Below are 22,606 nucleotides of genomic sequence, written 5' to 3'. Positions count from 1 at the left end.
TCCTTGCCGACAATGAATGACGTGTTTTACGTCGATATCAATCAACAAGACCTCAGGTTCAACGCCTTAGTTAACAAGAGTCCATTATGAAAAAAATCGTCCTAGCAACAGGTAATCAAGGTAAAGTTCGTGAAATGGCAGATTTGCTGTCTGATTTTGGTTTTGATGTGGTTGCTCAAACTGAATTAAACGTCTCTTCTGTGCCAGAAACAGGCACCACGTTTATTGAAAACGCCATCATCAAAGCTCGCCATGCGGCGCAAGAAACTGGCTTTGCTGCCATTGCTGATGATTCTGGTCTGGAGGTGGATTACCTAAAAGGCGCTCCGGGTATCTATTCAGCGCGTTATGCAGGTGAAGAGGCATCTGACGAAGAGAACCTACAAAAGCTATTGAAAGCAATGGAAGGCGTGCCTGAAGAGCAGCGTACTGCGCGTTTTCATTGTGTACTGGTTTTGATGCGTCATGCTGACGACCCAACACCATTGGTATGTCACGGTCAGTGGGAAGGTCGCATCCTTACCGAAACTCATGGCACCAATGGCTTTGGTTATGACCCAGTTTTCTGGGTACCTGAGGAAAACTGTGCATCTGCAGAACTCGAACCAGCGCGCAAGAAGCAGCTATCTCACCGTGGTAAAGCACTCAAAAAACTATTTGCAGCGATTGAAGAGCAACATTCTTAATGTTAAATCCACCAGCGTTAAGCTTATACATCCATATTCCATGGTGCGTACAAAAATGCCCGTATTGCGACTTTAACTCCCACGCTCTAAAGGAAAATATTCCTGAGCAAGAGTACATTGCGGCACTTTTGGAAGATCTCGATCGCGATATTGAACGTTATCAACTCGAACAAGCGCCGCGCCCGCTGCACTCTATTTTTATTGGTGGCGGCACGCCAAGTTTGATTTCTGCTGAAGGTATCGGCGCCCTACTCCGTGGTGTTGAGCAGCGTTTACCGTTTGAAGACAGTATTGAAATCACCATGGAAGCGAATCCAGGGACCATTGAAGCGGATCGATTCAAAGCCTACAGAGAACAAGGTGTGACCCGTATTTCTATTGGCGTGCAAAGTTTTGAAAGCTCGAAGCTTAAAGCACTCGGTCGAATTCATGGTCGTGAAGAAGCAATCAACGCGGCGAATTTAGCGCACCAGATTGGCTTAAACAGCTTTAACTTGGATTTGATGCATGGTTTGCCCGATCAAACGCCAGAGCAAGCGCTGGCGGATTTAGATCAAGCTATCGAACTCGCACCACCGCATTTTTCTTGGTATCAGTTAACCATTGAGCCAAATACTTTGTTTTACTCCAAACCGCCTGTATTACCAGACGAAGATGACCTATGGGATATTTTCGAAATGGGGCATAAGAAGCTGACCGATGCTGGTTATGTGCAATATGAAATCTCCGGCTATAGCAAACCGGGTTATCAATGCCAGCACAACCTCAATTATTGGCGTTTTGGCGACTATTTAGGGATTGGCTGTGGTGCGCACGGTAAGCTCAGTTTTACCGATGGTCGTATTGTCCGAACCACCAAGATTAAACACCCTCGTGGCTATCTTGCGGCGTATCAAAATATGGTGAAACCGTATTTAGACAGCGAACAGCTTGTCGCCGATGAAGACCGTCCATTTGAGTTCTTTATGAACCGCTTTCGTCTGATTGAAGCATGTCCAAAGCAAGACTTTGTCACGACGACAGGTCTACCGTTGAACACAGTAGCACCAACGATCAATTGGGCGATTGAACAAGGTTACTTAGATGAATCCGAGACTCATTGGCAGATAACGCAGAAAGGTAAACTGTTCCTAAACGATCTGCTTGAAGCCTTTATGGTGGATGAGGACGAAGACGAGTAATCGCGGCCAACGAACAATTTCAAGATCAAAAATGCCACTCACAAGAGTGGCATTTTATTGATTAACACATTGATTTTAATTTAGAAAATTGACCGACCAATGCGTTTCGCCAGCAGCTCTAAAGCTCGAGTCCCCGCCAATGAGTTACCCGATTTATCCAACTCTGGCGACCAGACTGCAATGGTCATTTCACCCGGTACAATAGCAATAATACCGCCACCAACACCTGACTTACCCGGCATACCAACACGATAAGCAAATTCACCGGCCCCATCGTATAAACCACAAGTCGCAAGTAATGCATTCATCTGTTTGCTTTGAGTGGAAGTGATCACCTCATCACCCGTAATTACTGACTTACCTTTATTAGCCAAATAGCTGAATGTTTTAGCTAAATCAACACAACTCATGCGTAACGAACAAGCATGAAAATAGTTGGTTAGTACAGGTATTACTTCATTTTCGAAGTTACCAAATGAACGCATCAAATACGCAATAGCCGCATTACGGTCGCTATGCATCATTTCCGATGCTGCAACCACTTTGTCGTAAAATACCTGTTCATTGCCACACAAAAAACGGGAAAAATCGAGCAAGCGTTGACGCGGTGCGCTCAAGCGACTCTGCAACATATCAGAAACAACAATAGCCCCAGCATTGATAAATGGATTACGTGGAATACCCTGCTCCATTTCAAGCTGAATCAATGAGTTAAATGCCTGACCAGAAGGCTCCTTACCAACTCTTGTCCACAATTCCTCTGGCTCATATAAGCGCATAGCGAGGGTTAAACTCAGCACTTTAGAGATCGATTGAATAGAGAAACCTTCATCGGCATCACCAGCACTAATCACTTCGCCAGTGTTAGTAAATACCGCAATACCTAGCTTTTGATTTGGCACATTCGCCAGCGCAGGAATGTAATTTGCCACCTTCCCTTGACCAATTAGTGGGCGAACTTCATCCAAAATCGTCGCCAAAATCTCTTGTGTCGGTTTCATTCTCTCTCCCCAGAGGTGAAAAATGCCAACATTGCAAAACAATGTTGGCATTATATTGCTTTCAATAATCTGATTTTTAATCAGAATATTGAGTGGGATACTCAGCGAGTACGCTTAAATTTAATATCCCAAACACCATGTCCTAAACGATGGCCACGGGCTTCAAACTTCGTCAATGGACGCTCGTCCGGACGAGGAATGTAATCGCCATCGGTTGCGATATTTTCATAACCAGGCGCTTGATTCATCACTTCAATCATGTGTTCAGCGTAGTTTTCCCAGTCTGTCGCCATGTGGAAGATACCCGTTTCCACTTGCAGTTTCTGACGAACCATTTCTGCAAATTCAAGCTGCACAATACGGCGTTTATGGTGACGTTTTTTATGCCATGGGTCTGGGAAAAATAGTTGCAATGTGCTTAGGCTGCTATTAGGAATCATGTGCTCAAACACTTCAACCGCATCATGACACATCACGCGCAAGTTAGTCACACCGGCCTCACGCGCAGCTGATAAACAAGCGCCAACACCCGGACTGTGAACTTCGATACCAATAAAGTTTTTCTCAGGCGCATTTTTAGCCATTTCAACTAAAGATGCTCCCATGCCAAAACCAATTTCCAGTACCACTGGATTGTCGTTACCAAATACTTCATTCCAATCGAGTAATTGGTTTTGGTAATCAATTCCCATTGTTGGCCAGCACTCATTTAAAGCGGCTTCCTGACCTTTTGTTAGTCGACCTTCACGGCGTACGAAACTACGAATTTTTCGTACGATTTTACCGTCTTCAGTAAACTCATTTGTGGTTACTTCACTCATCGGTTTTGCCTGCACATTGATTAAACAGAGCGGGAATTATCCAAAGAATTGCCTTCGGTGCAAGTATTTCAACAAAAATCCTATGAAATGCGCTATTCCCGTACATTTTGTCCGTTGTACTTATCAACGAAAGTGTGGTGCAATTTTAGCTCAACATCATTATAAAAAGAGCATGTCGTGACTCCTTTTGCAAAATCGATCCTTGATTGGTACGAAGCCTATGGACGTAAAGAGCTCCCATGGCAACAAAACAAAACCGCTTACAGCGTTTGGTTATCGGAGATCATGCTCCAACAAACGCAGGTAGCAACGGTAATTCCTTACTACCAGCGGTTTATTGAACGTTTCCCTACCGTAGCTGACTTAGCTGCGGCACCACAAGACGAGGTACTCCACTACTGGACCGGTTTGGGCTATTACGCCCGTGCCCGTAACCTACATAAAGCAGCTCAAACGGTAATGGAACAGTATCAAGGTGAATTTCCTCAAGAATTAACCGCGATGAATGCTCTACCCGGCATTGGTCGCTCAACTGCAGCAGCGGTTCTTTCTTCTGTTTATAAACTGCCTCACGCCATTTTGGACGGAAATGTCAAAAGGACACTAGCGCGTTACTACGCCGTGGACGGATGGCCAGGACAGAAAAAAGTTGAAGAACAACTTTGGCAATATGCAGAACAAAATACGCCAAGTATCGACGTGGATAAATACAATCAAGCCATGATGGATATGGGCGCAATGATCTGTACCCGCAGCAAGCCTAAATGTAGCTTGTGTCCTATCTCAGCAGGTTGCCAAGCGCTAACTCAAGGTAACCCACAAGATTATCCGGGCAAAAAACCTAAAAAAGAAAAACCAGTAAAGGAAACATGGTTTGTCATGCTCCACCACAATGACGAAGTATGGTTAGAGCAGAGACCACAAGTGGGTATTTGGGGTGGGCTATACAGTTTCCCAGAGCATAAAAATGCGCAAGTTAGTGACGTTCTTGCCCGTTTAGGTGTCGAAGATCAACAGATCAAGCGACAACAAACCTTGATCGCTTTTCGTCACACATTTAGTCACTATCATCTCGATATTACTCCTATTCTTATCGAGTTAGTGACAAAACCCAACGTGATAATGGAAGACAACAAAGGTCTTTGGTATAACTTACAACAACCAGAACAAATAGGTTTAGCTGCTCCAGTGAAACAACTGCTGGAAAGCCTGCCATTTGAATTGATGAACTAAGAGGACAACTCAATGAGTCGCACTGTTTTTTGTGCCCGCCTGCAAAAAGAAGCTGAAGGATTGGATTTTCAGCTCTATCCGGGAGAACTGGGCAAACGTATATTTGACTCAATTTCAAAAGAAGCATGGGCTGAATGGCAACATAAACAAACCATGCTCATCAATGAAAAGAAACTGAACATGATGGACCCTGAACATCGTAAACTGCTTGAAACTGAAATGGTTAATTTCCTTTTCGAAGGACAGGATGTTCACATCGAGGGTTATACTCCACCAAGTGAGTAATATTATTTAATGGCCATACTTTGTATGGCCATTTTTATTGTTAGAGGATGGAATGAGACAGTTTGTTTACCCCTTAGCTGCGTTACTCTTTATCAGCTGCACTTTGGTTGGTTGTAGTCGAGAAATGGTTGAAAGTATATATAACGTCGACTTTGAACCCTCTAATCGATTTGCCAAAAATCTGGCTCGGCTTCCCGGACAATACCAAAAAGACACCGCAGCGCTAGATGCCTTAATTAATAGTTTTTCTGGCAACATTGAAAAGAAATGGGGCAGTCGAGAGATCAAAATAGCGGGTAAGCGTAACTACGTTAAATACATCGACAACTACCTAAGCCGTACCGATGTTAACTTCGATACCGGGGTTATTATGGTTGAAACGGTAGCATCAACAGAACCCAAACAACACTTAAAAAATGCCATTATCACTACCCTACTCACCCCCGACAACCCATCGCAAGTAGACCTTTTTTCCTCACAAAACATTCAGTTAAAAGGGCAACCCTTTCTCTACAAACAAGTTGTCGACCAAGATAAACAGCCCATTCAATGGAGCTGGCGTGCCAATCGTTACGCCGATTACTTAATTGCTCACCACCTAAAAACCAAAGAGGTTGATTTCAAAAAAGCCTACTACGTCGAGATTCCAATGGTAGAAGATCAAGTTGAGATCCGCAGCTATCAATATGCCAATATCGTGCGTAAGGCATCACAACGTTATGGCATTCCGGAAGATCTCATCTACGCGATCATAAAAACCGAAAGTAGCTTTAACCCCTATGCGGTAAGTTGGGCAAATGCCTACGGCCTAATGCAAGTCGTACCCAAAACGGCAGGTAGAGATGTATTTAACCTTGTAAAAAATCGTTCTGGCCAACCATCGCCAAAGTACTTATTTAATCCAGAAAACAACATTGATGTGGGTACAGCCTATTTCTACCTACTTAAAACTCGCTATTTAAAACAGGTAAATAATCCCATTTCTTTAGAATACAGTATGATTTCCGCCTACAACGGGGGAACCGGTGGGGTATTAAATACCTTTAGTCGTGATAGAAGTCGTGCAGTAAGAGACATAAACCGCTTACAACCTAACCAAGTGTATTGGGCATTAACTAAAAAACATCCGAATGCGGAGTCTCGTCGTTACCTCGAAAAGGTGACTCAATACAAAAAAGAGTTTAATAAGCACTAAAAATCACCAAGTTGCCCAAAATAACGTCACTCAAATCATTTTTTTAATTTTTTTAAAAAAACATGTTGACGACTGGAGCGAAAACCCGTTTAATAGCGCCCCGTTGCCCGGATAGCTCAGTCGGTAGAGCAGAGGATTGAAAATCCTCGTGTCGGTGGTTCGATTCCGCCTCCGGGCACCACAAATTTTGGTGTTGGATTTTTTAGAAATAAAAAATCGTGCGCTTAAGCAATTAAGTGTGCCGACTTAGCTCAGTAGGTAGAGCAACTGACTTGTAATCAGTAGGTCACCAGTTCGATTCCGGTAGTCGGCACCATTTATTTGCCTCGATAGCTCAGTCGGTAGAGCAGAGGATTGAAAATCCTCGTGTCGGTGGTTCGATTCCGCCTCGAGGCACCACTTCTTTTGAAGTTAAAATTTGTTCCCCCTTAGTTCAGTCGGTAGAACGGCGGACTGTTAATCCGTATGTCGCAAGTTCAAGTCTTGCAGGGGGAGCCACTTTTCGAAAAGCCACAACGCAAGTTGTGGCTTTTTTCGTTTTACCATACTTACATTCTTTCCTGCTTTGATTACCTTTCCCAACACCACTGGTTCTCCCCTATCCCAGCATCGTTCTCTTTTCTCGCCCACTCTATCAAATTGCTATAACCCAGCTACACTATCGCGTTTTTCTCTCTAGATGAGGATTCATTTAAATCAGTGCCTTGCTTATGAGCAAATACACTCTAACTGAAACTGCATCTTGAGGTTATTTGGGTATTTCTTATTAGATCACGAACCTAATGGTTATAAACCAACAAAAGTACAGCACTATTTCGACCGCTCACTTTGCATTCGATTGTTACTCATGCTCCGGTTAAGCTTTAATCTCATTGGATTACCAATACCTTGCGTAAGGGATCCACTTTTACTATTGCATGACTCTTTTACTATGCAAAATGAGTTAAAACCTAAGTTTTTCTCCAGAGTTTAAGGGGCTTCCCCCCCTAAAATATCGCTGCTTTTGCAGAAAAATGGATAAAAACAGGCCATAAAGTATATAAAAACAACAAACAAACTTTTTTTTGCAATTTAGTGTTGACGAAAAACCAGAAAAACCTTTTAATACACCTCGTCGCCCGGATAGCTCAGTCGGTAGAGCAGAGGATTGAAAATCCTCGTGTCGGTGGTTCGATTCCGCCTCCGGGCACCACAATTTAAGTTGTTGGTGTCTAACACGAATGACAAAGAATAATGTGCCGACTTAGCTCAGTAGGTAGAGCAACTGACTTGTAATCAGTAGGTCACCAGTTCGATTCCGGTAGTCGGCACCACTTCTCTTAAAGAGAAATACACAATCTGTTCCCCCTTAGTTCAGTCGGTAGAACGGCGGACTGTTAATCCGTATGTCGCAAGTTCAAGTCTTGCAGGGGGAGCCACTATTTTATCGATAAGAGTGACTCTTGTTGATACCAAGCCGACTTAGCTCAGTAGGTAGAGCAACTGACTTGTAATCAGTAGGTCACCAGTTCGATTCCGGTAGTCGGCACCATTTCTCTTAAGAGAAATACACAATCTGTTCCCCCTTAGTTCAGTCGGTAGAACGGCGGACTGTTAATCCGTATGTCGCAAGTTCAAGTCTTGCAGGGGGAGCCACTTTTCGAAAAGCCACAACGCAAGTTGTGGCTTTTTTCGTTTCTGAACAATGCTCTATAAAAAAACCGGCACGAGGCCGGCTTGATGTGTTTTGATAAAGTTGCAATAACTTAGTGGATACCTTTCGCTTTTTTTATCAAATCATACGCATGTTGAATTTGCTGTGACTTTTCTTTCGCGACGTTCATCATTTCAGGTGGTAGCCCTTTCGCCATCAACTTATCCGGATGGTGTTCATTCATTAATTTACGATAAGCGCGTTTGATGGTCTTCTCATCGGCATCCGCACTCACACCTAACACTTCGTATGCATCCGCCAATTGATCTTTCGTGCTGGCTTGTTGCCAACTTGATTGACCACCGCTGTGCTGCGAACCTTGGCCACCGAATCCGCCTTGTTGAAAACGAAATGCCGCTTCTTGCATCCGTAAACGTTGCTCTAGTTGAGCGGCTGAGAAACCAAGCCCTGCTGCAATTTTAAATAACAACTCTCGTTCGCTTGGGTGAAGATCGCCATCGGCAAAGGCTGATGAGACTTGCAACTCCAAGAAAAACTGTAATAAGTCATAACGGCCAGCGGTAATTAAGCGTATTTTTTCCAATACTTGCTCTAAAGGGAACGATGACTCTTTACCTTGGCGAAAAGCATCTTGCGCAGCTTTTCTTGGCTCGCCAACCAATCCCATACGATCCATGACTTGAGTCGCTAGTTGGATTTCTTGACGAGTCACCTGCCCTTTTGCTTTGGCAACATGCCCCATAACGGCAAAGGCTGAATTAAAAAATTCCTGCTGCCTCTCTGCTTGGCTTGGTCCACCAAACCGACCAGAGCTAAAACCTGCTTGACTTAATCGTCTTGCTTTATCAAATTGGTGCCCAAGAAATAACCCGAAAATAGCGCCAATAGGTCCACCAAATAGGAACCCAAAGAAAGCGCCAAGAATTTTGCCAAAAATCTGCATTATGTGCTCTCATGTGTGAATTTTTAAGTTGCAAAGCAGTCTGATAGTGTCGGAAGCTGCAATTTCCTTTATGATATGAACTGTTATATTTAAGTTTTGATTTTCGCTCCCGATTTCAGGAATCATTTAAGCTCAACAGGATAGAACAACTCAATGTTACGTTTTCCCCGCACGTTTTTAGCCGCTTCCATTAGTGCGGCTCTATTCGCGCCTCAAACTCAAGCTGAAGACAGCCAAGTGACTCGTTCAACAGAGATTAGCGGCATCGAACAATGCGCAGCTCCTCAGTTAGAAGAGAAAAACTCGCAAGAACAGCCTATCAATGTAGAGGCAGATAAGCTAGAAGCAATTAATGGTGATAAAGCTACTTACTCGGGTAATGTGGTAGTGACTCAAGGCACCAAACGCATTAAAGCCAATAACGTTACATTGCACCAAAAAGAAAACGTCGTTGTTGCTGAAGGTGATGTTCAATTTAATGATGGCCAAGTCAAAACACGTTCGGATAAGGCGACCAATAACCTTAACTCCGATCAAATGACCTTAGAAAACACTGATTACCAATTCTTATGCCAACCAGGCCGTGGGCATGCGGTCTACATTTCACGCACTGGTAAAGCGGTTTATCAAATTGAAGACGGCTCCATCACCTCTTGTCCCGAAGGGGATAGTTCATGGCGTTTTGTTGCATCAAGCATCGACATTGACCAAGACGAAGAAGAAGCTACTTTTTACAACCCTCGTTTTGAAATTCAAAACGTTCCTGTCATGTATTTACCGATGCTAACCGTACCTATCGGTGACACACGTAAAACAGGCTTCCTCTACCCTAGCGTCTCTTACGGCTCACAAGATGGTATGGAGATAGAAGTTCCCTTTTACTGGAACTTGGCTCCGAACTACGATTTAGAAACCACTTTGCACTACATGCAAAAACGAGGTACTCAACTTAACAGTAAATTTCGCTATCTAACCGATTTAGGTAGTGGTGAAATCACCTCTGAGTATCTTCCAGAAGATAACCAGTACGAAGACGATAGTGCTCGTTGGGGTTTCCAATATGAGCACAATGGTATTTACGAAAAAAACTGGAAATTCACTATCGATTACTCAAAAGTAAGCGATATCGATTACTTCTCTGACTTAAGCTCTAGTGTGGGTAACCGTGAAGACGGTCAGTTAATGCAAGAAGGTGAAGCTCAGTATCGTACTCAAAACTGGGATGCTTCCATCTTGGTTCGTAACTTCCAGCTGTTGACCGAAAGCTCTAGCGATTTACCTTATAAATTATTACCTCAGCTATCGTATAACTACTATGCGCCGGAAGTGATGCGTTATTTGGATTTCGATCTAAAAAGCCACGTCGCACGGTTTGAAAATGATTCAGACAACAAACCATCCGCAACCCGCGTACACATAGAGCCGGGATTAACTATTCCACTGGGCAATACTTGGGGAACGTGGACCACAGACGCTCGTGTGCTTGGAACCTACTATCAACAAGATCTGAATAACATTGATTTAACCGACATAAAAGCCGATGGGTATGACCTGAAAGAGAGTACTTCTCGCGTTGTGCCAGAGTTTCGTAGCCATGCCGGTATTACACTTGAAAGTAATGACAAGGTGTTGGGTGAATACACTCAAACACTAGAGCCTCAAGTACAGTATCTCTACATACCTAAGGTAGACCAGAAAGATATCTACTCATACTACGATACTACCCTGCTGCAAACGGACTACTACGGTTTGTTCCGCTCACATCGTTATAGCAGTATCGACTATATCGCCTCGGCTAACCAACTAAGCTACGGTGCAACTACTCGTTTCTTTGACGATCAGTATAAAGAACGTTTCAATGTGTCATTTGGTCAGATATTTTACTTCCATTCAGCATCAACCCCACAAGACGTTGATGAGGAAGAAGGCAGCTCTGATTTTTCTGCTTGGGCGATTGAAACCGACTTCAACTACGATGATTACTTGTTCTACCATGGCGGTATTCAGTACGACACGCATAAAGACAGCGTACAAACCGGTAATAGCACTCTGGAATACCGTTTTGACCAAGGTTATGTACAAGCTAACTATCGTTATGTGAGTTTGGATTACATCCAAGAACAAGCCAGCTTTATCACCAAAGATAACTATCGTAACTACACCACAGATGGTATTTCTCAAGCAGGCCTTTTAGGCGCATATCAAATTACGCCAAAATGGTACGCCACGGGTCAATATTTCTATGATTTAACAATCGATGAACCTTTAGAGTGGATCGCTGGTCTACGTTATACGTCGGATTGTTGGTACTTAGGGTTTACCTATAGTAGAGAACTGGATCACTGGAATAGCACCCTGTATAACTACCCAGATGCAACGCCTGTTTATGAAAACAACTTTGGTATCAGCTTTGGTATCACAGGGTTAGGCACCAATATGGGTACAGACCTAATCTCTAGCAGTAGCTCCTTGGGCTACGGCCGACCATTTTTCCTAAATAACTAATCTAATTTGGGCTGATGTTTCAGCCCTCTAATTTCAATAGGATCTGAAATGAACTTGTGGAAACACGCCTTAATTAGTGTCGCAACTATGCTGACGATTACCTCCACGGCTTTCGCTAAACCCGTTGAGCTTGACGGTGTAGCAGTCATCGTTAACGATGGCGTTATTCTCCAGAGTGATATCACCAACGCGATCAAAACTATTAAAGCTAGTGCAAGCAAAAGCGCAAAAAGTCTACCTGACGATAAAGTACTACGTGATCAGGTCATTGAAAAACTGACTCTAGATACCTTACAAGAGCAAGAAGCTAAACGTATTGGTGTAAAAATTGATGATGCCAGTTTAACGCAAGCCATTAAGGACATTGCCAAACGTAATAAACAAACTGTTGCTCAACTGACAAAATCGGTTCAGGAAGAAGGATTAACCTACGGAGAGTTTCGTGAACAAATCCGCAAAGAAATGGAGATTAACGAGGCTCGTAATGCATTAGTGCGCCGTCGAATCAATATCATTCCGGCGGAAGTAGACAACATGGCTAAGTTGCTGGCAAAAGAAACCAATGCCTCTGTGCAATACCAAATTAGCCATATTCAACTTCGCTACAACGATACCAATCGAGCACAAATCACTGCACAAGCGAAAAAAATCGTTACTCAGTTAAAAGCAGGTGCTGACTTTAGCCAATTGGCTATGAGTGTTTCTAAAGGGCCCAAAGCACTAGAAGGTGGTGACTGGGGATGGATGCGTAAAGAAGAAATGCCAACCATCTTCGCAGACCAACTTAAAGACCACAAAAAAGGCGATATTATTGGTCCTTTCACTAGTGGCGCAGGTATCCACATTCTAAAAATCAGCGATGTTAAAGGACTTCAATCTGTGGCGGTCACTGAAGTGAACGCACGTCATATTTTGATTAAACCAAGTATCATCCTTAGCGATGAAGGGGCGAAAAAAGAGTTAAATGGCTTTATTCGTCAAATCAAATCAGGTGAAGCAACCTTTGGTGAACTGGCTCAACAATATAGCCAAGACCCAGGTTCTGCCTCGCAAAAAGGCGAGCTAGGCTACCAAACTCCAGACATGTATGTTCCCGAGTTTAAGCACCAAGTAGAAACACTGCCTGTGGGTCAAATCAGCCAACCATTTAAAACAGTCCATGGTTGGCATATTGTAGAAGTACTTGATCGCCGCAAAGTCGACAAAACCGACGCTGCGATGAAAAATAAAGCTTATCGAATTCTGTTTAATCGTAAGTTCAATGAAGAAGCAAGTGCATGGCTACAAGAGTTACGCGCTGGCGCCTACGTTGAAGTACTCAAAGGTGATGACAGTGACCGTTAGAAAATTGGTTGTTACTGCAGGTGAGCCTGCAGGTATTGGTCCCGATCTTGTTTTAGCGCTATCACAGCACGACTGGCCACACCAATTAGTCATTTGTGCCGATAAACAGTTGTTAGCTACTCGGGCACAACAACTCAACATCTCGGTTCAATTACAAGATTATCAAAAAGATAACACAGCGGTGCCCCAAAAAGCGGGCACCTTGGTTGTCGAACATATTGCGATGGCTGAACCTGCAATTGCAGGTCAGCTAAATGAAGCCAATGGACAATATGTACTAAAAACATTAGAAAGAGCCGCTTTGGGCTGTATGAATGATGAATTTGATGCTATTGTCACCGGCCCCGTACATAAAGGGGTAATTAACCGAGCTGGAGTCGCATTTAGCGGCCACACTGAATTTTTTGCTGAACTATCTAAAACACCTTTAGTTGTCATGATGTTGGCAACAGAAGGGCTCAGAACGGCACTGGTAACAACACATATTCCATTGGCATATGTATCCAAAGCAGTAACCAGTGAACGTTTGGAGAAAATTATCGATATTCTCCATAAAGATCTGGTCGAAAAATTCGCGATTGAGCGCCCGACGATTTACGTCTGTGGTTTGAATCCTCACGCCGGTGAAGATGGTGTTTTGGGTCATGAAGAGATCGATACCATAAACCCAACACTCGAACGATTACGTCAAGAAAAGGGATATCATCTGGTTGGTTCTTTACCAGCAGATACCATTTTTAGTGACAAATATTTACAAGACGCCGATGCGGTTTTAGGCATGTATCACGATCAAGTGTTGCCTGTACTAAAATACAAAGGGTTTGGACAATCAGTAAACATCACTTTAGGTTTACCTTTTATTAGGACGTCCGTTGACCATGGTACAGCACTCGATCTTGCTGGCACCGGTCTTGCTGATATTGGAAGTTTTAAAACAGCATTGACACAAGCTATCGAGCTAGTAGATAAGAAAGCGAAATAATTTCGAGAAAACTATGAGAAATGATGTCCATATGGGGCACAAGGCGCGTAAGCGTTTTGGTCAAAACTTTCTAAACGATCCGTACATTATTGACGGTATCGTCTCTGCGATTAATCCACTGCCAGGCGAAAACTTGGTAGAGATTGGTCCAGGTCTAGGTGCGTTAACAGAGCCTGTAGGCCGAGAAATCGATAAAATGACCGTTATCGAACTCGACCGCGACTTGGCTGAACGTCTACGCAACCACCCTGAGCTAGCTTCAAAGCTGACCATCCATGAAGGCGATGCGATGCGTTTTGACTTTACTCAGTTGGTGAAACCTAATAATAAGCTGCGTATTTTTGGTAACTTGCCTTACAACATTTCTACGCCTTTGATGTTCCATTTGTTTGAGTTTCACAAAGACATCAAAGACATGCACTTTATGTTGCAAAAAGAAGTTGTGAAACGTCTCGCAGCAGGACCTGGTAGCAAAGCATACGGTCGCCTAACCGTTATGGCACAGTACTTCTGTAAAGTAGTTCCCGTTTTGGAAGTGCCGCCAACAGCATTCGTACCGCCACCAAAAGTGGATTCAGCGGTAGTACGCTTGGTTCCATACGAAACGCTACCTCACCCAACCACTAGCATGAAATGGCTAGATCGTGTAGTACGCGATGGGTTTAACCAACGTCGTAAAACGGTTCGTAACTGCTACAAAGGCTTACTGTCGTTAGAACAACTGGAAGCGTTTGGGATTAACCCAACAATGCGTCCAGAAAACTTAACCTTAGAGCAGTTTGTCACAATGGCAAACTGGCTGGATGCTCATCACGAAGCTTAAAATAAATAGGACGACTTAGGTCGTCCTATTTTTATTTAGTTCCCGCCAAGGAGTCGATATGGATGTTTCAAAACCTTGTATCAAAATTCAAGTTCACACTAAATACATTCCTGAACAATCAACCCCTGAGCAAAATCGCTATGTCTTTGCCTATCTCATCACGATAAAAAATCTCAGCCAAGAAGTGGTACAGCTGCTCAGTAGACGCTGGCTAATCACAGACGCAAATGGAAAGCAGATGAGTATCGAGGGCGAAGGAGTGGTTGGTGAACAGCCCTTTATCGCAGGTAATGACGAGTACACCTACAGCAGTGGTACTGCAATAGAAACCCCAGTTGGCGTTATGCAGGGCCAATACATCATGCATGATGAAAATGGGGATGAATTTATCACTGATATAGAACCGTTTCGACTTGCGGTTCCTAATGTATTGAATTAGTTGGAGCTGACATGGCAAATTATATCGTCGGTGACATTCAAGGATGCCTAGACGAGTTACAGTTATTACTAAAAGCCGTTGATTTTAACAAAGATAAAGACTTTCTTTGGTTGGCTGGCGACCTAGTTGCCCGTGGCCCTAAGTCTCTTGAAACACTGCGCTTCGTCCGCTCGCTTGGCTCAGCAGCTCGAGTGATTCTCGGCAACCATGACCTGCACCTTCTAGCAGTGTCACTTGGCATCCACAAAGCCAAGCCTAAAGATAAAACACTCCCCATTCTAGAAGCACCAGACAAAGATATATTATTGGAATGGCTTAGAAAACAGCCTCTTCTAGCAGAACATGATGAGTTCGTGATGTGTCATGCGGGTATATCTCCCCAGTGGGACCTATCCACGGCTCGCAAGGCTGCTCGAGAAGTTGAAGCGATTTTACATGGCGAACAATGGCAATGGTTACTCAAAAACATGTATTGCAACACCCCTGATTATTGGGATGAAACATGGCAAGGCATTGATCGTTATCGTTATATAATTAATGCGTTCACTCGCATGCGCTTCTGTTTCCCTGATGGTCGTTTAGACATGCAATGCAAGTTGCCACCAGCCGAAGTAGACTCTGCCGAACTGACACCTTGGTTCAATCTAACCAATAGAAAAAAGATAGAAAAAACCATATTTTTTGGTCATTGGGCCGCTTTAGAGGGGTATCAAGGGAAAGATGTTATTGGTCTAGATACTGGCTGCGTTTGGGGAGGCGATCTCACCATGATGTGTTGGGAAACACAAAAATTCCATACCCAAGCAGCGTTAACGGTATCGGTATAAAAACATCTGTATCAAAACCGAATCACATAAAAAAACCTGGCAGAGCCAGGTTTTCTTTATTGACGATCTAAAATGACAAATTCCATATCATATTGGTTCTTGTCATCCGCCTTATACGTTTCTCGATGGCTCTCTTGCCAACCTTGCCCCCAATCTGGGAAATGGGTATCACCTTCTATATCCGCTTTAATTTCTGTGACATATAAACGGTTAGCTTTGGCAAGACATGCTTGATAAATAGAACCACCACCAATGATCATCACTTCTTCACTCTCTTTAACTAACTCAAGAGCTTGTTCGATCGATGACACAATGGAAACACCGTCAATCACTAAAGAGTCGTCGCGACTGATCACAATATTATGACGACCAGGTAACGGACGTCCGATTGACTCATACGTCTTTCTACCCATAACCACAGGTTTGCCCATGGTACAGCGTTTAAACCAAGTAAAGTCAGCAGGTAAATGCCAAGGCATTTGGTTGTCTTTACCTATCACTCTATCGTTTGCCATCGCGGCAATCATACTAATTAACATGCTTTATCTCAGATTTACTGGGTGGCTAAATAATGGGTTTACGGCGATAGAATAGCAGTCCAGGCACCGCAAGACCAATGGCTAGACCAGCGATAATAAACATCGCCTTTAAGAAATTTTCCGTCAATACTTGCATCAAATGCAGTGAAAAACCGTCGTGATTTATCTGTACCATGGCAATCATCGCTTTATAAGCAAAAACACCGGGAACCATAGGAATTATTCCAGCAACGGTGAAAACTTTGGGATGCGCAAGAAACTTCTTCGACCAATAAATACCAATGAAACTCACAATCGATGCCGCAAAGAACGTGGCCCATTCTATCGGAAAGTTAAAGTGCATCATAACGAAGCGCGAGCCGTGTCCTACTGCCCCCAAAATGGCACAAAAACGCAAAGCATGAACAGGCACATTAAATACCAAAGCGAACCCGACAGCGGGAATGGCAGCAAAAAACATATCGTTCAATAGGCCTAAGAAAAACGATTCCATGATCACCACCCCCAGATTCCAGTAATACGCATAGCAGCAATGATGCCAAGACAGATAGACAATGTCAGTAGGCTGGCAAAAGTAAACCGGGCAATCCCCATATTCACATAACCTTTCAACATATCCGCTACCGCATTAATCAAAGGAAAGCCTGGTACCAGCATCAACACTGAAGATGCCATCACCAACGTAGGCGTATTACCGATATGATAATTAATTGCTTGAGTGGAAATAAGAGAAGTCACAAACGCGGTAGCTGCAAAGTTGAGTAGTGGATTAAAATGACGAGAGGCCATCTCCTGCCGAGCCCCCATACCAACCGCGGAAGCGATGAAGGTCATAGCAAATACAGCCCAGTCCCCTCCAGCTAAACGACTGAACGAAGCACAGGAAAGACCAATCATTAAGATCACGATCCAACGGTTATAACGTTTGGGGCTGATCGTATCCAGTTTATGTTGAGCCATGGAGTGATCGAGCAAATTGCGCTCCATCATAATGCAGATCCGCTGCACTTGAGTCACAACTCGCATGTTAAGCCCTTTATCGGGGCAACTACGGGTAGTGGTAATGCAATGATCATCATACACAGTCGTTACGACTAAGGAGCTAGCAGATAGAGAGACTTCGACCTCACGCATACCACAAGCAAATCCCATACGACGCATAATATCGCCAACTAAAGTACTTTCTGCGCCGTGGGCCAATAACATCTGCCCAGCTTGAGCAATCAAACGAGAGACAGCTCTCTGCTTTGAGATCATGATTCCTTTCCTAACCAATACGGTGAATGACATTGATGTGCTGATGATACATAAGATTTATACCCAAGTAACCTCAAGATGCGGTTTCAGCGAGAATGTATTTCCTTTGATTTAGACACAAAAAAGCCGCAATAACTATTGCGGCTCTTCCAAATTTGGATCAGTGATTATTCACGAACATAGATAACGTGACCGTCATCTTCTTCGTCATCCCAATCTTCGTCGTCCCAATCATCATCTTCGGTGACAACATCTTCACTAGCCATCGCAGTTTTGTGGTAATCATCCCACATAAACTCAACGCTTTGCTCATCAGCTATCACTTCCTCTTCACGAGGTAGATTTTCCATGAAATCAGCGAGCTTCATACAAAGTTCTTTAGTTCCATTACGATTGATAGCAGAGATTTTGAAGAATTCATCCTCCCAACCTAATGCATCAATAACGTTTTGGATAATCTCATTCGCCTCTTCTTCAGGCATAAGATCCACTTTGTTAAATACCAACCAACGAGGTTTATTCGTTAGTTTTTCACTGTATTGCTCAAGCTCATCGATGATCGTTAAAGCGTTTTCAACAGGATCACTTTGATCGATCGGCATAATGTCGATCATATGTAGTAATACACGACAACGTTCTAGGTGTTTCAAGAAGCGAATACCTAGGCCTGCGCCGTCAGCCGCACCTTCGATCAATCCAGGAATATCAGCAACCACAAAGCTTTTCTCTGGAACAACACTCACAACACCTAAGCTAGGCACGAGTGTTGTAAATGGATAATCAGCTACTTTTGGTTTTGCTGCAGATACCGCACGGATAAAGGTCGATTTACCTGCGTTTGGCAAACCAAGCATACCCACATCAGCAAGCAACAATAATTCCAAGCGAAGTTCACGAACTTCACCTTTAGTACCCATCGTCTTTTGACGTGGTGCGCGGTTAACTGAAGACTTGAAACGTGTGTTTCCTAAGCCATGCCAACCACCTTTAGCAACCATCACACGTTTACCGTGCTCAGCAACTTCACCCACAATTTCATTGGTGTGGATATCAACCGCACGAGTACCGACAGGAACACGCATAACTTTGTCTTTACCGCGTTTACCAGTACAGTTGCCGCCACTACCATTTTGACCGCGTTCTGCTTCATAGAAGCGTTGAAAACGGTAATCGATAAGGGTGTTAAGGTTTTCGTCTGCTTCGATATAAATATCGCCGCCATCACCACCGTCGCCGCCATCCGGGCCACCTTTGGTAACGAATTTTTCGCGCCAGAAGCTAACAACACCGTTGCCGCCATCACCAGCTTGAACCTTCACTACCGCTTCATCAACGAATTTCATTTTTTACTCCGCACAATTTGCGTTGCAACATCATTTACTGAGAATGATATAAATTTTAGCAGAAGCCGGTGTACCGTGACACACCTCTCCGCTTTGGAACAGATAACAAGTTACTCAATCGTAAGTATCTTGGTATTAGCTCTACACTTTCTTTGTCTTAGATAAATAAAAAACCCCACCTAACGGCAGGGCTTTTGGATTCATCTAGAAACTAAACTTATTCAGCTTCGATGCTAACGAATTTACGGTTTTTAGGACCTTTCACTTCGAATTTCACTTTGCCTTCAGCAAGAGCGAAAAGAGTGTGGTCTTTACCGATACCTACGTTAGAACCAGCGTGGAACTTAGTACCACGTTGACGAACTAGGATGTTACCTGCAAGAACAGATTCACCACCGAAACGTTTAACACCTAGGCGTTTACTTTCAGAATCGCGGCCGTTACGAGTAGAACCACCAGCTTTTTTGTGTGCCATTGTTAGACTCTCCTAATAACTTAAGCGTTAATACCAGTGATTTTCACTTCTGTGAACCACTGACGGTGACCTTGTTGTTTGCGAGAGTGCTTACGACGACGGAACTTAACGATTTTAACTTTATCGCCACGACCGTGTTGTACAACTTCTGCTACAACTTTACCGCCCTCTACTAGAGGAGCACCAACTTTAATTTCTTCGCCGTTTGCAACTAGAAGCACTTTATCGAATTCGATAGTTGCACCAGTTTCAACGTCTAATTTTTCTAAACGAAGAGTTTGACCTTCGCTTACACGGTGTTGTTTACCACCAGATTGGAAAACAGCGTACATATTTTACTCCGCTCTTTCCGCACAGCCGTATGCGTAATTTTTGCATTTTGGGTGTGCGCTAAACTAATCATCAATAGGGCGCAGATTCTACGCGAATGACGTCCCCATGACAAGCCATATTTGAAAAAAATTGGCGAAAAGCTAATCGCCAAAGAAAAGTGGCGCAATCATGCCTTTCTACCATGTATTTATCAATGTTTTTTAGTGTATTATTCAATAATTATCGAAGAACAAAACGCCATAAAGGCTCTAACTTCAGCCGGATTTATAATGGATTTTAAAGCTATCCAAGCGCTTACTGCCGATGACATGGCAAAAGTGAATGAAACAATTCAAGCGCAACTAAACTCAGATGTCTCTCTCATCAACCAACTAGGGTTTTATATCGTTAGTAGTGGTGGTAAACGCTTACGTCCACTTTTGGCGATATTATCGGCAAAAGCACTTGGGTATGAGGGTGAAAAGCATACACTTGCTGCCGCATTCATCGAATTTATTCATACAGCAACTTTACTGCATGATGATGTTGTCGATGAGTCTGATATGCGTCGTGGAAAAGAAACCGCAAACGCGGCTTTTGGCAACGCAGCTAGCGTGCTAGTAGGTGATTATATCTACACTCGCTCTTTCCAAATGATGACTCAACTCGGTTCAATGCCAATTTTGACTGTAATGAGCGATGCGGTAAATGTAATTGCCGAAGGTGAAGTTCAACAGTTGATGAACTGTAACGACCCTGACACCACTGAAGAAAGTTACATGCAAGTCATCTATTCTAAAACGGCACGTTTGTTTGAAGCAGCCACCCAAATTGGCGCCCTGCTCATCGAAGCTCCAAAAGAGATAGAAGTGGCAATGCAAAATTATGGGCGTTATCTTGGCACAGCCTTTCAATTAATCGATGACGTGATGGATTACACTTCTGATGGTAAAGAGATGGGTAAAAACGTCGGTGATGATCTGGCTGAAGGGAAACCAACTCTCCCTCTACTACACGCAATGCGTAATGGTAATCCAGAACAAGAAACGATGATCAGAGAGGCGATCGAACACGCCAACGGCATGGCTCGTCTCAACGAGATCCTTGAAGCGATGGATCAAGCAGGATCGTTAGACTACACCATCAAAAAAGCGCAACAAGAGGCAGATAAAGCGATCGCGGAATTAGCCATTATTCCAGATAGCCAGTATAAAGAAGCACTGATTACTCTCGCTCACATGGCAGTGAACCGCACTAAGTAACCGTTGTTACCCCTCTTTATTTTTAGAGCAGATATGAAAAAGCCGACGTAGCTAACGTCGGCTTTTTATTATCTCAATTTCCTATTCGCTCTGTTAGCAAACAGATGATCTACTAGCAGGAAAACAACTTATTTATTGGCAAAATCGACACCAAGCTGGATATCTTTATTGAGTGTATCTAACATCCCATCAAGGGCGTTTTGCTCGTAAGCACTCAACTTGCCATAATCATGTACTTCTTCTAAACCATCTTTACCTAAGGTAACTGGCTGGGCAAAGAATGAAGCATGACGACTGCCGCCATCCACATAGGCGTATTCCAAAATACCTTTCTCGCCTTGTAGTGCTTTCACTAAAGATAAACCAAAACGGCAAGCAGCTTGACCCATAGAGAGCGTAGCCGATCCACCACCCGCTTTGGCTTCTACCACTTCAGTACCTGCATTTTGAATGCGATTGGTAAGCGCTTCAACCTCTTCATCAGAGAAAGAAACGCCTGAAACTTGAGAAAGTAATGGCAATATCGTCACACCAGAGTGTCCACCAATGACGGGAACACGCACATCACTTGGGTCTTTACCTTTTAATCCTGCAACAAAGGTTTCCGCACGAATAACATCTAGGGTAGTGACGCCAAAGAGTTTACGCTTATCGTAAACGCCCGCCTTTTTCATGACTTCGGCAAAAATTGGGACAGTAGTGTTTACTGGGTTAGTAATTAGCCCCACACATGCTTTAGGACAGCAATGAGCGACCTTTTCCGCGATTGATTTCACAATGCCAGCATTCACATTGAAAAGATCCGCACGATCCATACCTGGTTTGCGAGCAACGCCAGCAGAGATCAAAACCACATCAGCACCTTCCAAAGCGAGCGTAGGATCTTCGCCTGCGTAGCCTTTGATCGAAACAGGGGTTGGAATGTGACTTAGATCCGCGGCAACACCGGGAGTCACGGGAGCGATATCGTATAGCGCTAGATCAGATCCAGCAGGAAGACGATTCTTGAGCAACAATGCAAGAGCTTGACCGATACCACCAGCGGCACCAATAACAGCGACTTTCATTCTAATTCTCCTTGAGACTTCTGGTCTCTTATATATGTGTTCAGTAGGGTATGTGGAGCTAACTTCTGTGAAATTATAGTAATCACATTTTCGTTACAATAATTTAACTTTTACTTTTGAGAGCTTGCTCAATACATAACCGACCACTTACACCTAAAAGGGGGCGTCATTATGGGAATAATTCGTAAAACCTCAAGTCAGGATAGCTCAAAGACAGTACTTTTTGTGTGTTTAAGTGACCTTTCTGACACTTTTATTGAATAATTTGGCTAATCATGCATATCTATGCGAAAATATGCAGTAATTGATGAGCATCTACCCAAGTCACCTCAAGATGCTGTTTCAGCGAGAATGTCTTCGCTCATAGGCAAGGCACCGATTTGAATACCTAGTTATTAATCGGTAATGCCGTATAAGGGCGAATACAACTTG

General features: G+C 43.5%; 22 protein-coding genes and 9 tRNA genes. 21 read left to right on the top strand and 10 right to left on the bottom strand.

Annotated elements, in window-relative coordinates; genetic code table 11:
• Window positions 1-86 precede the first annotated feature (86 nt).
• Both JCM16456_RS02045 and hemW read left to right on the top strand, forming a co-directional pair.
• On the top strand, window positions 87-686 hold the full coding sequence (locus JCM16456_RS02045) for an XTP/dITP diphosphatase (protein ID WP_068711920.1): 600 nt from the start codon (window positions 87-89) through the stop codon (window positions 684-686).
• Entirely contained in the window at window positions 686-1,867 is a 1,182-nt protein-coding gene (gene hemW / locus JCM16456_RS02040) for a radical SAM family heme chaperone HemW (RefSeq protein ID WP_068711918.1), read from the top strand. Before JCM16456_RS02045 ends, hemW begins: the two co-directional genes overlap by 1 nt.
• Before the next feature lie 80 nt (window positions 1,868-1,947).
• On the opposite strand, the gene glsB is transcribed toward hemW, so the two are convergent.
• Together glsB and trmB are read right to left on the bottom strand one after the other, a co-directional pair.
• A complete protein-coding gene (gene glsB, locus JCM16456_RS02035) occupies window positions 1,948-2,868 on the bottom strand; it encodes a glutaminase B (RefSeq protein ID WP_068711916.1) in 921 nt (306 codons plus the stop codon).
• 101 nt (window positions 2,869-2,969) lie between these two features.
• Window positions 2,970-3,689 carry a tRNA (guanosine(46)-N7)-methyltransferase TrmB gene (trmB, locus tag JCM16456_RS02030; RefSeq protein ID WP_068711914.1) on the bottom strand — a complete coding sequence of 240 codons (720 nt, stop codon included), beginning with the start codon at window positions 3,687-3,689 and terminating at the stop codon, window positions 2,970-2,972.
• 177 nt (window positions 3,690-3,866) lie between these two features.
• Here trmB and mutY point away from each other — a divergent pair, with 177 nt between their 5' ends.
• From mutY to JCM16456_RS01970, 12 genes are all read left to right on the top strand, one after another.
• Complete coding sequence (mutY, locus tag JCM16456_RS02025) at window positions 3,867-4,922, top strand: A/G-specific adenine glycosylase (RefSeq protein WP_068711912.1); 1,056 nt, start codon at window positions 3,867-3,869, stop codon at window positions 4,920-4,922.
• Window positions 4,923-4,934: 12 nt separating this feature from the next.
• On the top strand, window positions 4,935-5,207 hold the full coding sequence (locus JCM16456_RS02020; protein WP_068711910.1) for an oxidative damage protection protein: 273 nt from the start codon (window positions 4,935-4,937) through the stop codon (window positions 5,205-5,207).
• 52 nt (window positions 5,208-5,259) lie between these two features.
• The gene (gene mltC / locus JCM16456_RS02015; protein WP_068711908.1) at window positions 5,260-6,402 is read left to right on the top strand and encodes a membrane-bound lytic murein transglycosylase MltC; all 1,143 of its coding nucleotides are present in this window, start codon (window positions 5,260-5,262) and stop codon (window positions 6,400-6,402) included.
• A 105-nt stretch (window positions 6,403-6,507) separates the two neighbouring features.
• Window positions 6,508-6,583 (top strand) — tRNA-Phe (locus JCM16456_RS02010).
• A gap of 59 nt (window positions 6,584-6,642) precedes the next feature.
• A tRNA-Thr gene (locus JCM16456_RS02005) sits at window positions 6,643-6,718 on the top strand.
• Window positions 6,719-6,725: 7 nt separating this feature from the next.
• Window positions 6,726-6,801: transfer RNA gene (locus tag JCM16456_RS02000), tRNA-Phe, on the top strand.
• 23 nt (window positions 6,802-6,824) lie between these two features.
• Window positions 6,825-6,900: transfer RNA gene (locus tag JCM16456_RS01995), tRNA-Asn, on the top strand.
• Between the two features lie 618 nt (window positions 6,901-7,518).
• A tRNA-Phe gene (locus JCM16456_RS01990) sits at window positions 7,519-7,594 on the top strand.
• 45 nt (window positions 7,595-7,639) lie between these two features.
• A tRNA-Thr gene (locus JCM16456_RS01985) sits at window positions 7,640-7,715 on the top strand.
• A 29-nt stretch (window positions 7,716-7,744) separates the two neighbouring features.
• Window positions 7,745-7,820: transfer RNA gene (locus JCM16456_RS01980), tRNA-Asn, on the top strand.
• 37 nt (window positions 7,821-7,857) lie between these two features.
• Window positions 7,858-7,933, top strand: a tRNA-Thr gene (locus JCM16456_RS01975).
• A 28-nt stretch (window positions 7,934-7,961) separates the two neighbouring features.
• Window positions 7,962-8,037: transfer RNA gene (locus tag JCM16456_RS01970), tRNA-Asn, on the top strand.
• 110 nt (window positions 8,038-8,147) lie between these two features.
• Here JCM16456_RS01970 and djlA read toward each other — a convergent pair.
• The gene (gene djlA, locus JCM16456_RS01965; protein WP_068711906.1) at window positions 8,148-8,999 is read right to left on the bottom strand and encodes a co-chaperone DjlA; all 852 of its coding nucleotides are present in this window, start codon (window positions 8,997-8,999) and stop codon (window positions 8,148-8,150) included.
• A 153-nt stretch (window positions 9,000-9,152) separates the two neighbouring features.
• On the opposite strand from djlA, the gene lptD reads away from it, so the two are divergent.
• From lptD to apaH, 6 genes are read left to right on the top strand one after another with little or no spacing between them, the layout of a single operon-like run.
• On the top strand, window positions 9,153-11,504 hold the full coding sequence (gene lptD / locus JCM16456_RS01960; RefSeq protein WP_068711904.1) for an LPS assembly protein LptD: 2,352 nt from the start codon (window positions 9,153-9,155) through the stop codon (window positions 11,502-11,504).
• 48 nt (window positions 11,505-11,552) lie between these two features.
• Complete coding sequence (surA, locus tag JCM16456_RS01955) at window positions 11,553-12,848, top strand: peptidylprolyl isomerase SurA (protein ID WP_068711902.1); 1,296 nt, start codon at window positions 11,553-11,555, stop codon at window positions 12,846-12,848.
• The gene (gene pdxA, locus JCM16456_RS01950; RefSeq protein ID WP_408068375.1) at window positions 12,832-13,830 is read left to right on the top strand and encodes a 4-hydroxythreonine-4-phosphate dehydrogenase PdxA; all 999 of its coding nucleotides are present in this window, start codon (window positions 12,832-12,834) and stop codon (window positions 13,828-13,830) included. The genes surA and pdxA overlap by 17 nt, the downstream gene beginning before the upstream one ends.
• Window positions 13,831-13,843: 13 nt before the next feature.
• A complete protein-coding gene (gene rsmA / locus JCM16456_RS01945; RefSeq protein WP_068711899.1) occupies window positions 13,844-14,653 on the top strand; it encodes a 16S rRNA (adenine(1518)-N(6)/adenine(1519)-N(6))-dimethyltransferase RsmA in 810 nt (269 codons plus the stop codon).
• A 58-nt stretch (window positions 14,654-14,711) separates the two neighbouring features.
• Window positions 14,712-15,092 (top strand): Co2+/Mg2+ efflux protein ApaG, encoded by a 381-nt coding sequence (gene apaG, locus JCM16456_RS01940; RefSeq protein ID WP_068711897.1) that lies wholly within the window; start codon window positions 14,712-14,714, stop codon window positions 15,090-15,092.
• Between the two features lie 11 nt (window positions 15,093-15,103).
• The gene (apaH, locus tag JCM16456_RS01935; RefSeq protein WP_068711895.1) at window positions 15,104-15,919 is read left to right on the top strand and encodes a bis(5'-nucleosyl)-tetraphosphatase (symmetrical) ApaH; all 816 of its coding nucleotides are present in this window, start codon (window positions 15,104-15,106) and stop codon (window positions 15,917-15,919) included.
• Between the two features lie 56 nt (window positions 15,920-15,975).
• On the opposite strand, the gene folA is transcribed toward apaH, so the two are convergent.
• The 6 genes from folA to rplU form a co-directional block, all read right to left on the bottom strand.
• A complete protein-coding gene (gene folA / locus JCM16456_RS01930) occupies window positions 15,976-16,458 on the bottom strand; it encodes a type 3 dihydrofolate reductase (RefSeq protein WP_068711893.1) in 483 nt (160 codons plus the stop codon).
• A 25-nt stretch (window positions 16,459-16,483) separates the two neighbouring features.
• Window positions 16,484-16,951: a threonine/serine exporter family protein gene (locus JCM16456_RS01925; RefSeq protein WP_068711891.1), complete on the bottom strand. Its 468-nt coding sequence runs from the start codon at window positions 16,949-16,951 to the stop codon at window positions 16,484-16,486.
• Window positions 16,952-16,953: 2 nt separating this feature from the next.
• Window positions 16,954-17,715, bottom strand: coding sequence for a threonine/serine exporter family protein (locus JCM16456_RS01920; RefSeq protein WP_068711889.1), 762 nt, complete (start codon window positions 17,713-17,715; stop codon window positions 16,954-16,956).
• 167 nt (window positions 17,716-17,882) lie between these two features.
• A complete protein-coding gene (gene cgtA, locus JCM16456_RS01915; protein WP_068711887.1) occupies window positions 17,883-19,058 on the bottom strand; it encodes an Obg family GTPase CgtA in 1,176 nt (391 codons plus the stop codon).
• Window positions 19,059-19,275: 217 nt separating this feature from the next.
• Window positions 19,276-19,533, bottom strand: coding sequence for a 50S ribosomal protein L27 (rpmA, locus tag JCM16456_RS01910; protein WP_068711885.1), 258 nt, complete (start codon window positions 19,531-19,533; stop codon window positions 19,276-19,278).
• 20 nt (window positions 19,534-19,553) lie between these two features.
• Window positions 19,554-19,865, bottom strand: a complete 312-nt coding sequence (gene rplU / locus JCM16456_RS01905; RefSeq protein ID WP_068711883.1) for a 50S ribosomal protein L21 — start codon at window positions 19,863-19,865, stop codon at window positions 19,554-19,556.
• A 270-nt stretch (window positions 19,866-20,135) separates the two neighbouring features.
• Between rplU and ispB the strand changes: the two genes are divergently transcribed.
• Window positions 20,136-21,107 (top strand): octaprenyl diphosphate synthase, encoded by a 972-nt coding sequence (ispB, locus tag JCM16456_RS01900; protein ID WP_068711881.1) that lies wholly within the window; start codon window positions 20,136-20,138, stop codon window positions 21,105-21,107.
• A 128-nt stretch (window positions 21,108-21,235) separates the two neighbouring features.
• Here ispB and mdh read toward each other — a convergent pair whose 3' ends face one another.
• Window positions 21,236-22,174 carry a malate dehydrogenase gene (gene mdh, locus JCM16456_RS01895; protein ID WP_068711879.1) on the bottom strand — a complete coding sequence of 313 codons (939 nt, stop codon included), beginning with the start codon at window positions 22,172-22,174 and terminating at the stop codon, window positions 21,236-21,238.
• Window positions 22,175-22,606: the final 432 nt, after the last annotated feature.

The organism is Vibrio tritonius (assembly GCF_001547935.1).
Lineage (GTDB): Bacteria > Pseudomonadota > Gammaproteobacteria > Enterobacterales > Vibrionaceae > Vibrio > Vibrio tritonius.
This window is presented reverse-complemented; position numbering and strand designations above follow the sequence as displayed.

Coding starts and splice junctions, on each gene's coding strand:
- apaG (WP_068711897.1), top strand. CDS start 14,712: ATGGATGTTTCAAAACCTTGTATCAAAATTCAAGTTCACACTAAATAC.
- cgtA (WP_068711887.1), bottom strand. CDS start 19,058: ATGAAATTCGTTGATGAAGCGGTAGTGAAGGTTCAAGCTGGTGATGGC.
- apaH (WP_068711895.1), top strand. CDS start 15,104: ATGGCAAATTATATCGTCGGTGACATTCAAGGATGCCTAGACGAGTTA.
- surA (WP_068711902.1), top strand. CDS start 11,553: ATGAACTTGTGGAAACACGCCTTAATTAGTGTCGCAACTATGCTGACG.
- rplU (WP_068711883.1), bottom strand. CDS start 19,865: ATGTACGCTGTTTTCCAATCTGGTGGTAAACAACACCGTGTAAGCGAA.
- lptD (WP_068711904.1), top strand. CDS start 9,153: ATGTTACGTTTTCCCCGCACGTTTTTAGCCGCTTCCATTAGTGCGGCT.
- JCM16456_RS01925 (WP_068711891.1), bottom strand. CDS start 16,951: ATGGAATCGTTTTTCTTAGGCCTATTGAACGATATGTTTTTTGCTGCC.
- JCM16456_RS02020 (WP_068711910.1), top strand. CDS start 4,935: ATGAGTCGCACTGTTTTTTGTGCCCGCCTGCAAAAAGAAGCTGAAGGA.
- JCM16456_RS02045 (WP_068711920.1), top strand. CDS start 87: ATGAAAAAAATCGTCCTAGCAACAGGTAATCAAGGTAAAGTTCGTGAA.
- ispB (WP_068711881.1), top strand. CDS start 20,136: ATGGATTTTAAAGCTATCCAAGCGCTTACTGCCGATGACATGGCAAAA.
- pdxA (WP_408068375.1), top strand. CDS start 12,832: ATGACAGTGACCGTTAGAAAATTGGTTGTTACTGCAGGTGAGCCTGCA.
- folA (WP_068711893.1), bottom strand. CDS start 16,458: ATGTTAATTAGTATGATTGCCGCGATGGCAAACGATAGAGTGATAGGT.
- rsmA (WP_068711899.1), top strand. CDS start 13,844: ATGAGAAATGATGTCCATATGGGGCACAAGGCGCGTAAGCGTTTTGGT.
- rpmA (WP_068711885.1), bottom strand. CDS start 19,533: ATGGCACACAAAAAAGCTGGTGGTTCTACTCGTAACGGCCGCGATTCT.
- mltC (WP_068711908.1), top strand. CDS start 5,260: ATGAGACAGTTTGTTTACCCCTTAGCTGCGTTACTCTTTATCAGCTGC.
- hemW (WP_068711918.1), top strand. CDS start 686: ATGTTAAATCCACCAGCGTTAAGCTTATACATCCATATTCCATGGTGC.
- trmB (WP_068711914.1), bottom strand. CDS start 3,689: ATGAGTGAAGTAACCACAAATGAGTTTACTGAAGACGGTAAAATCGTA.
- mdh (WP_068711879.1), bottom strand. CDS start 22,174: ATGAAAGTCGCTGTTATTGGTGCCGCTGGTGGTATCGGTCAAGCTCTT.
- djlA (WP_068711906.1), bottom strand. CDS start 8,999: ATGCAGATTTTTGGCAAAATTCTTGGCGCTTTCTTTGGGTTCCTATTT.
- JCM16456_RS01920 (WP_068711889.1), bottom strand. CDS start 17,715: ATGATCTCAAAGCAGAGAGCTGTCTCTCGTTTGATTGCTCAAGCTGGG.
- glsB (WP_068711916.1), bottom strand. CDS start 2,868: ATGAAACCGACACAAGAGATTTTGGCGACGATTTTGGATGAAGTTCGC.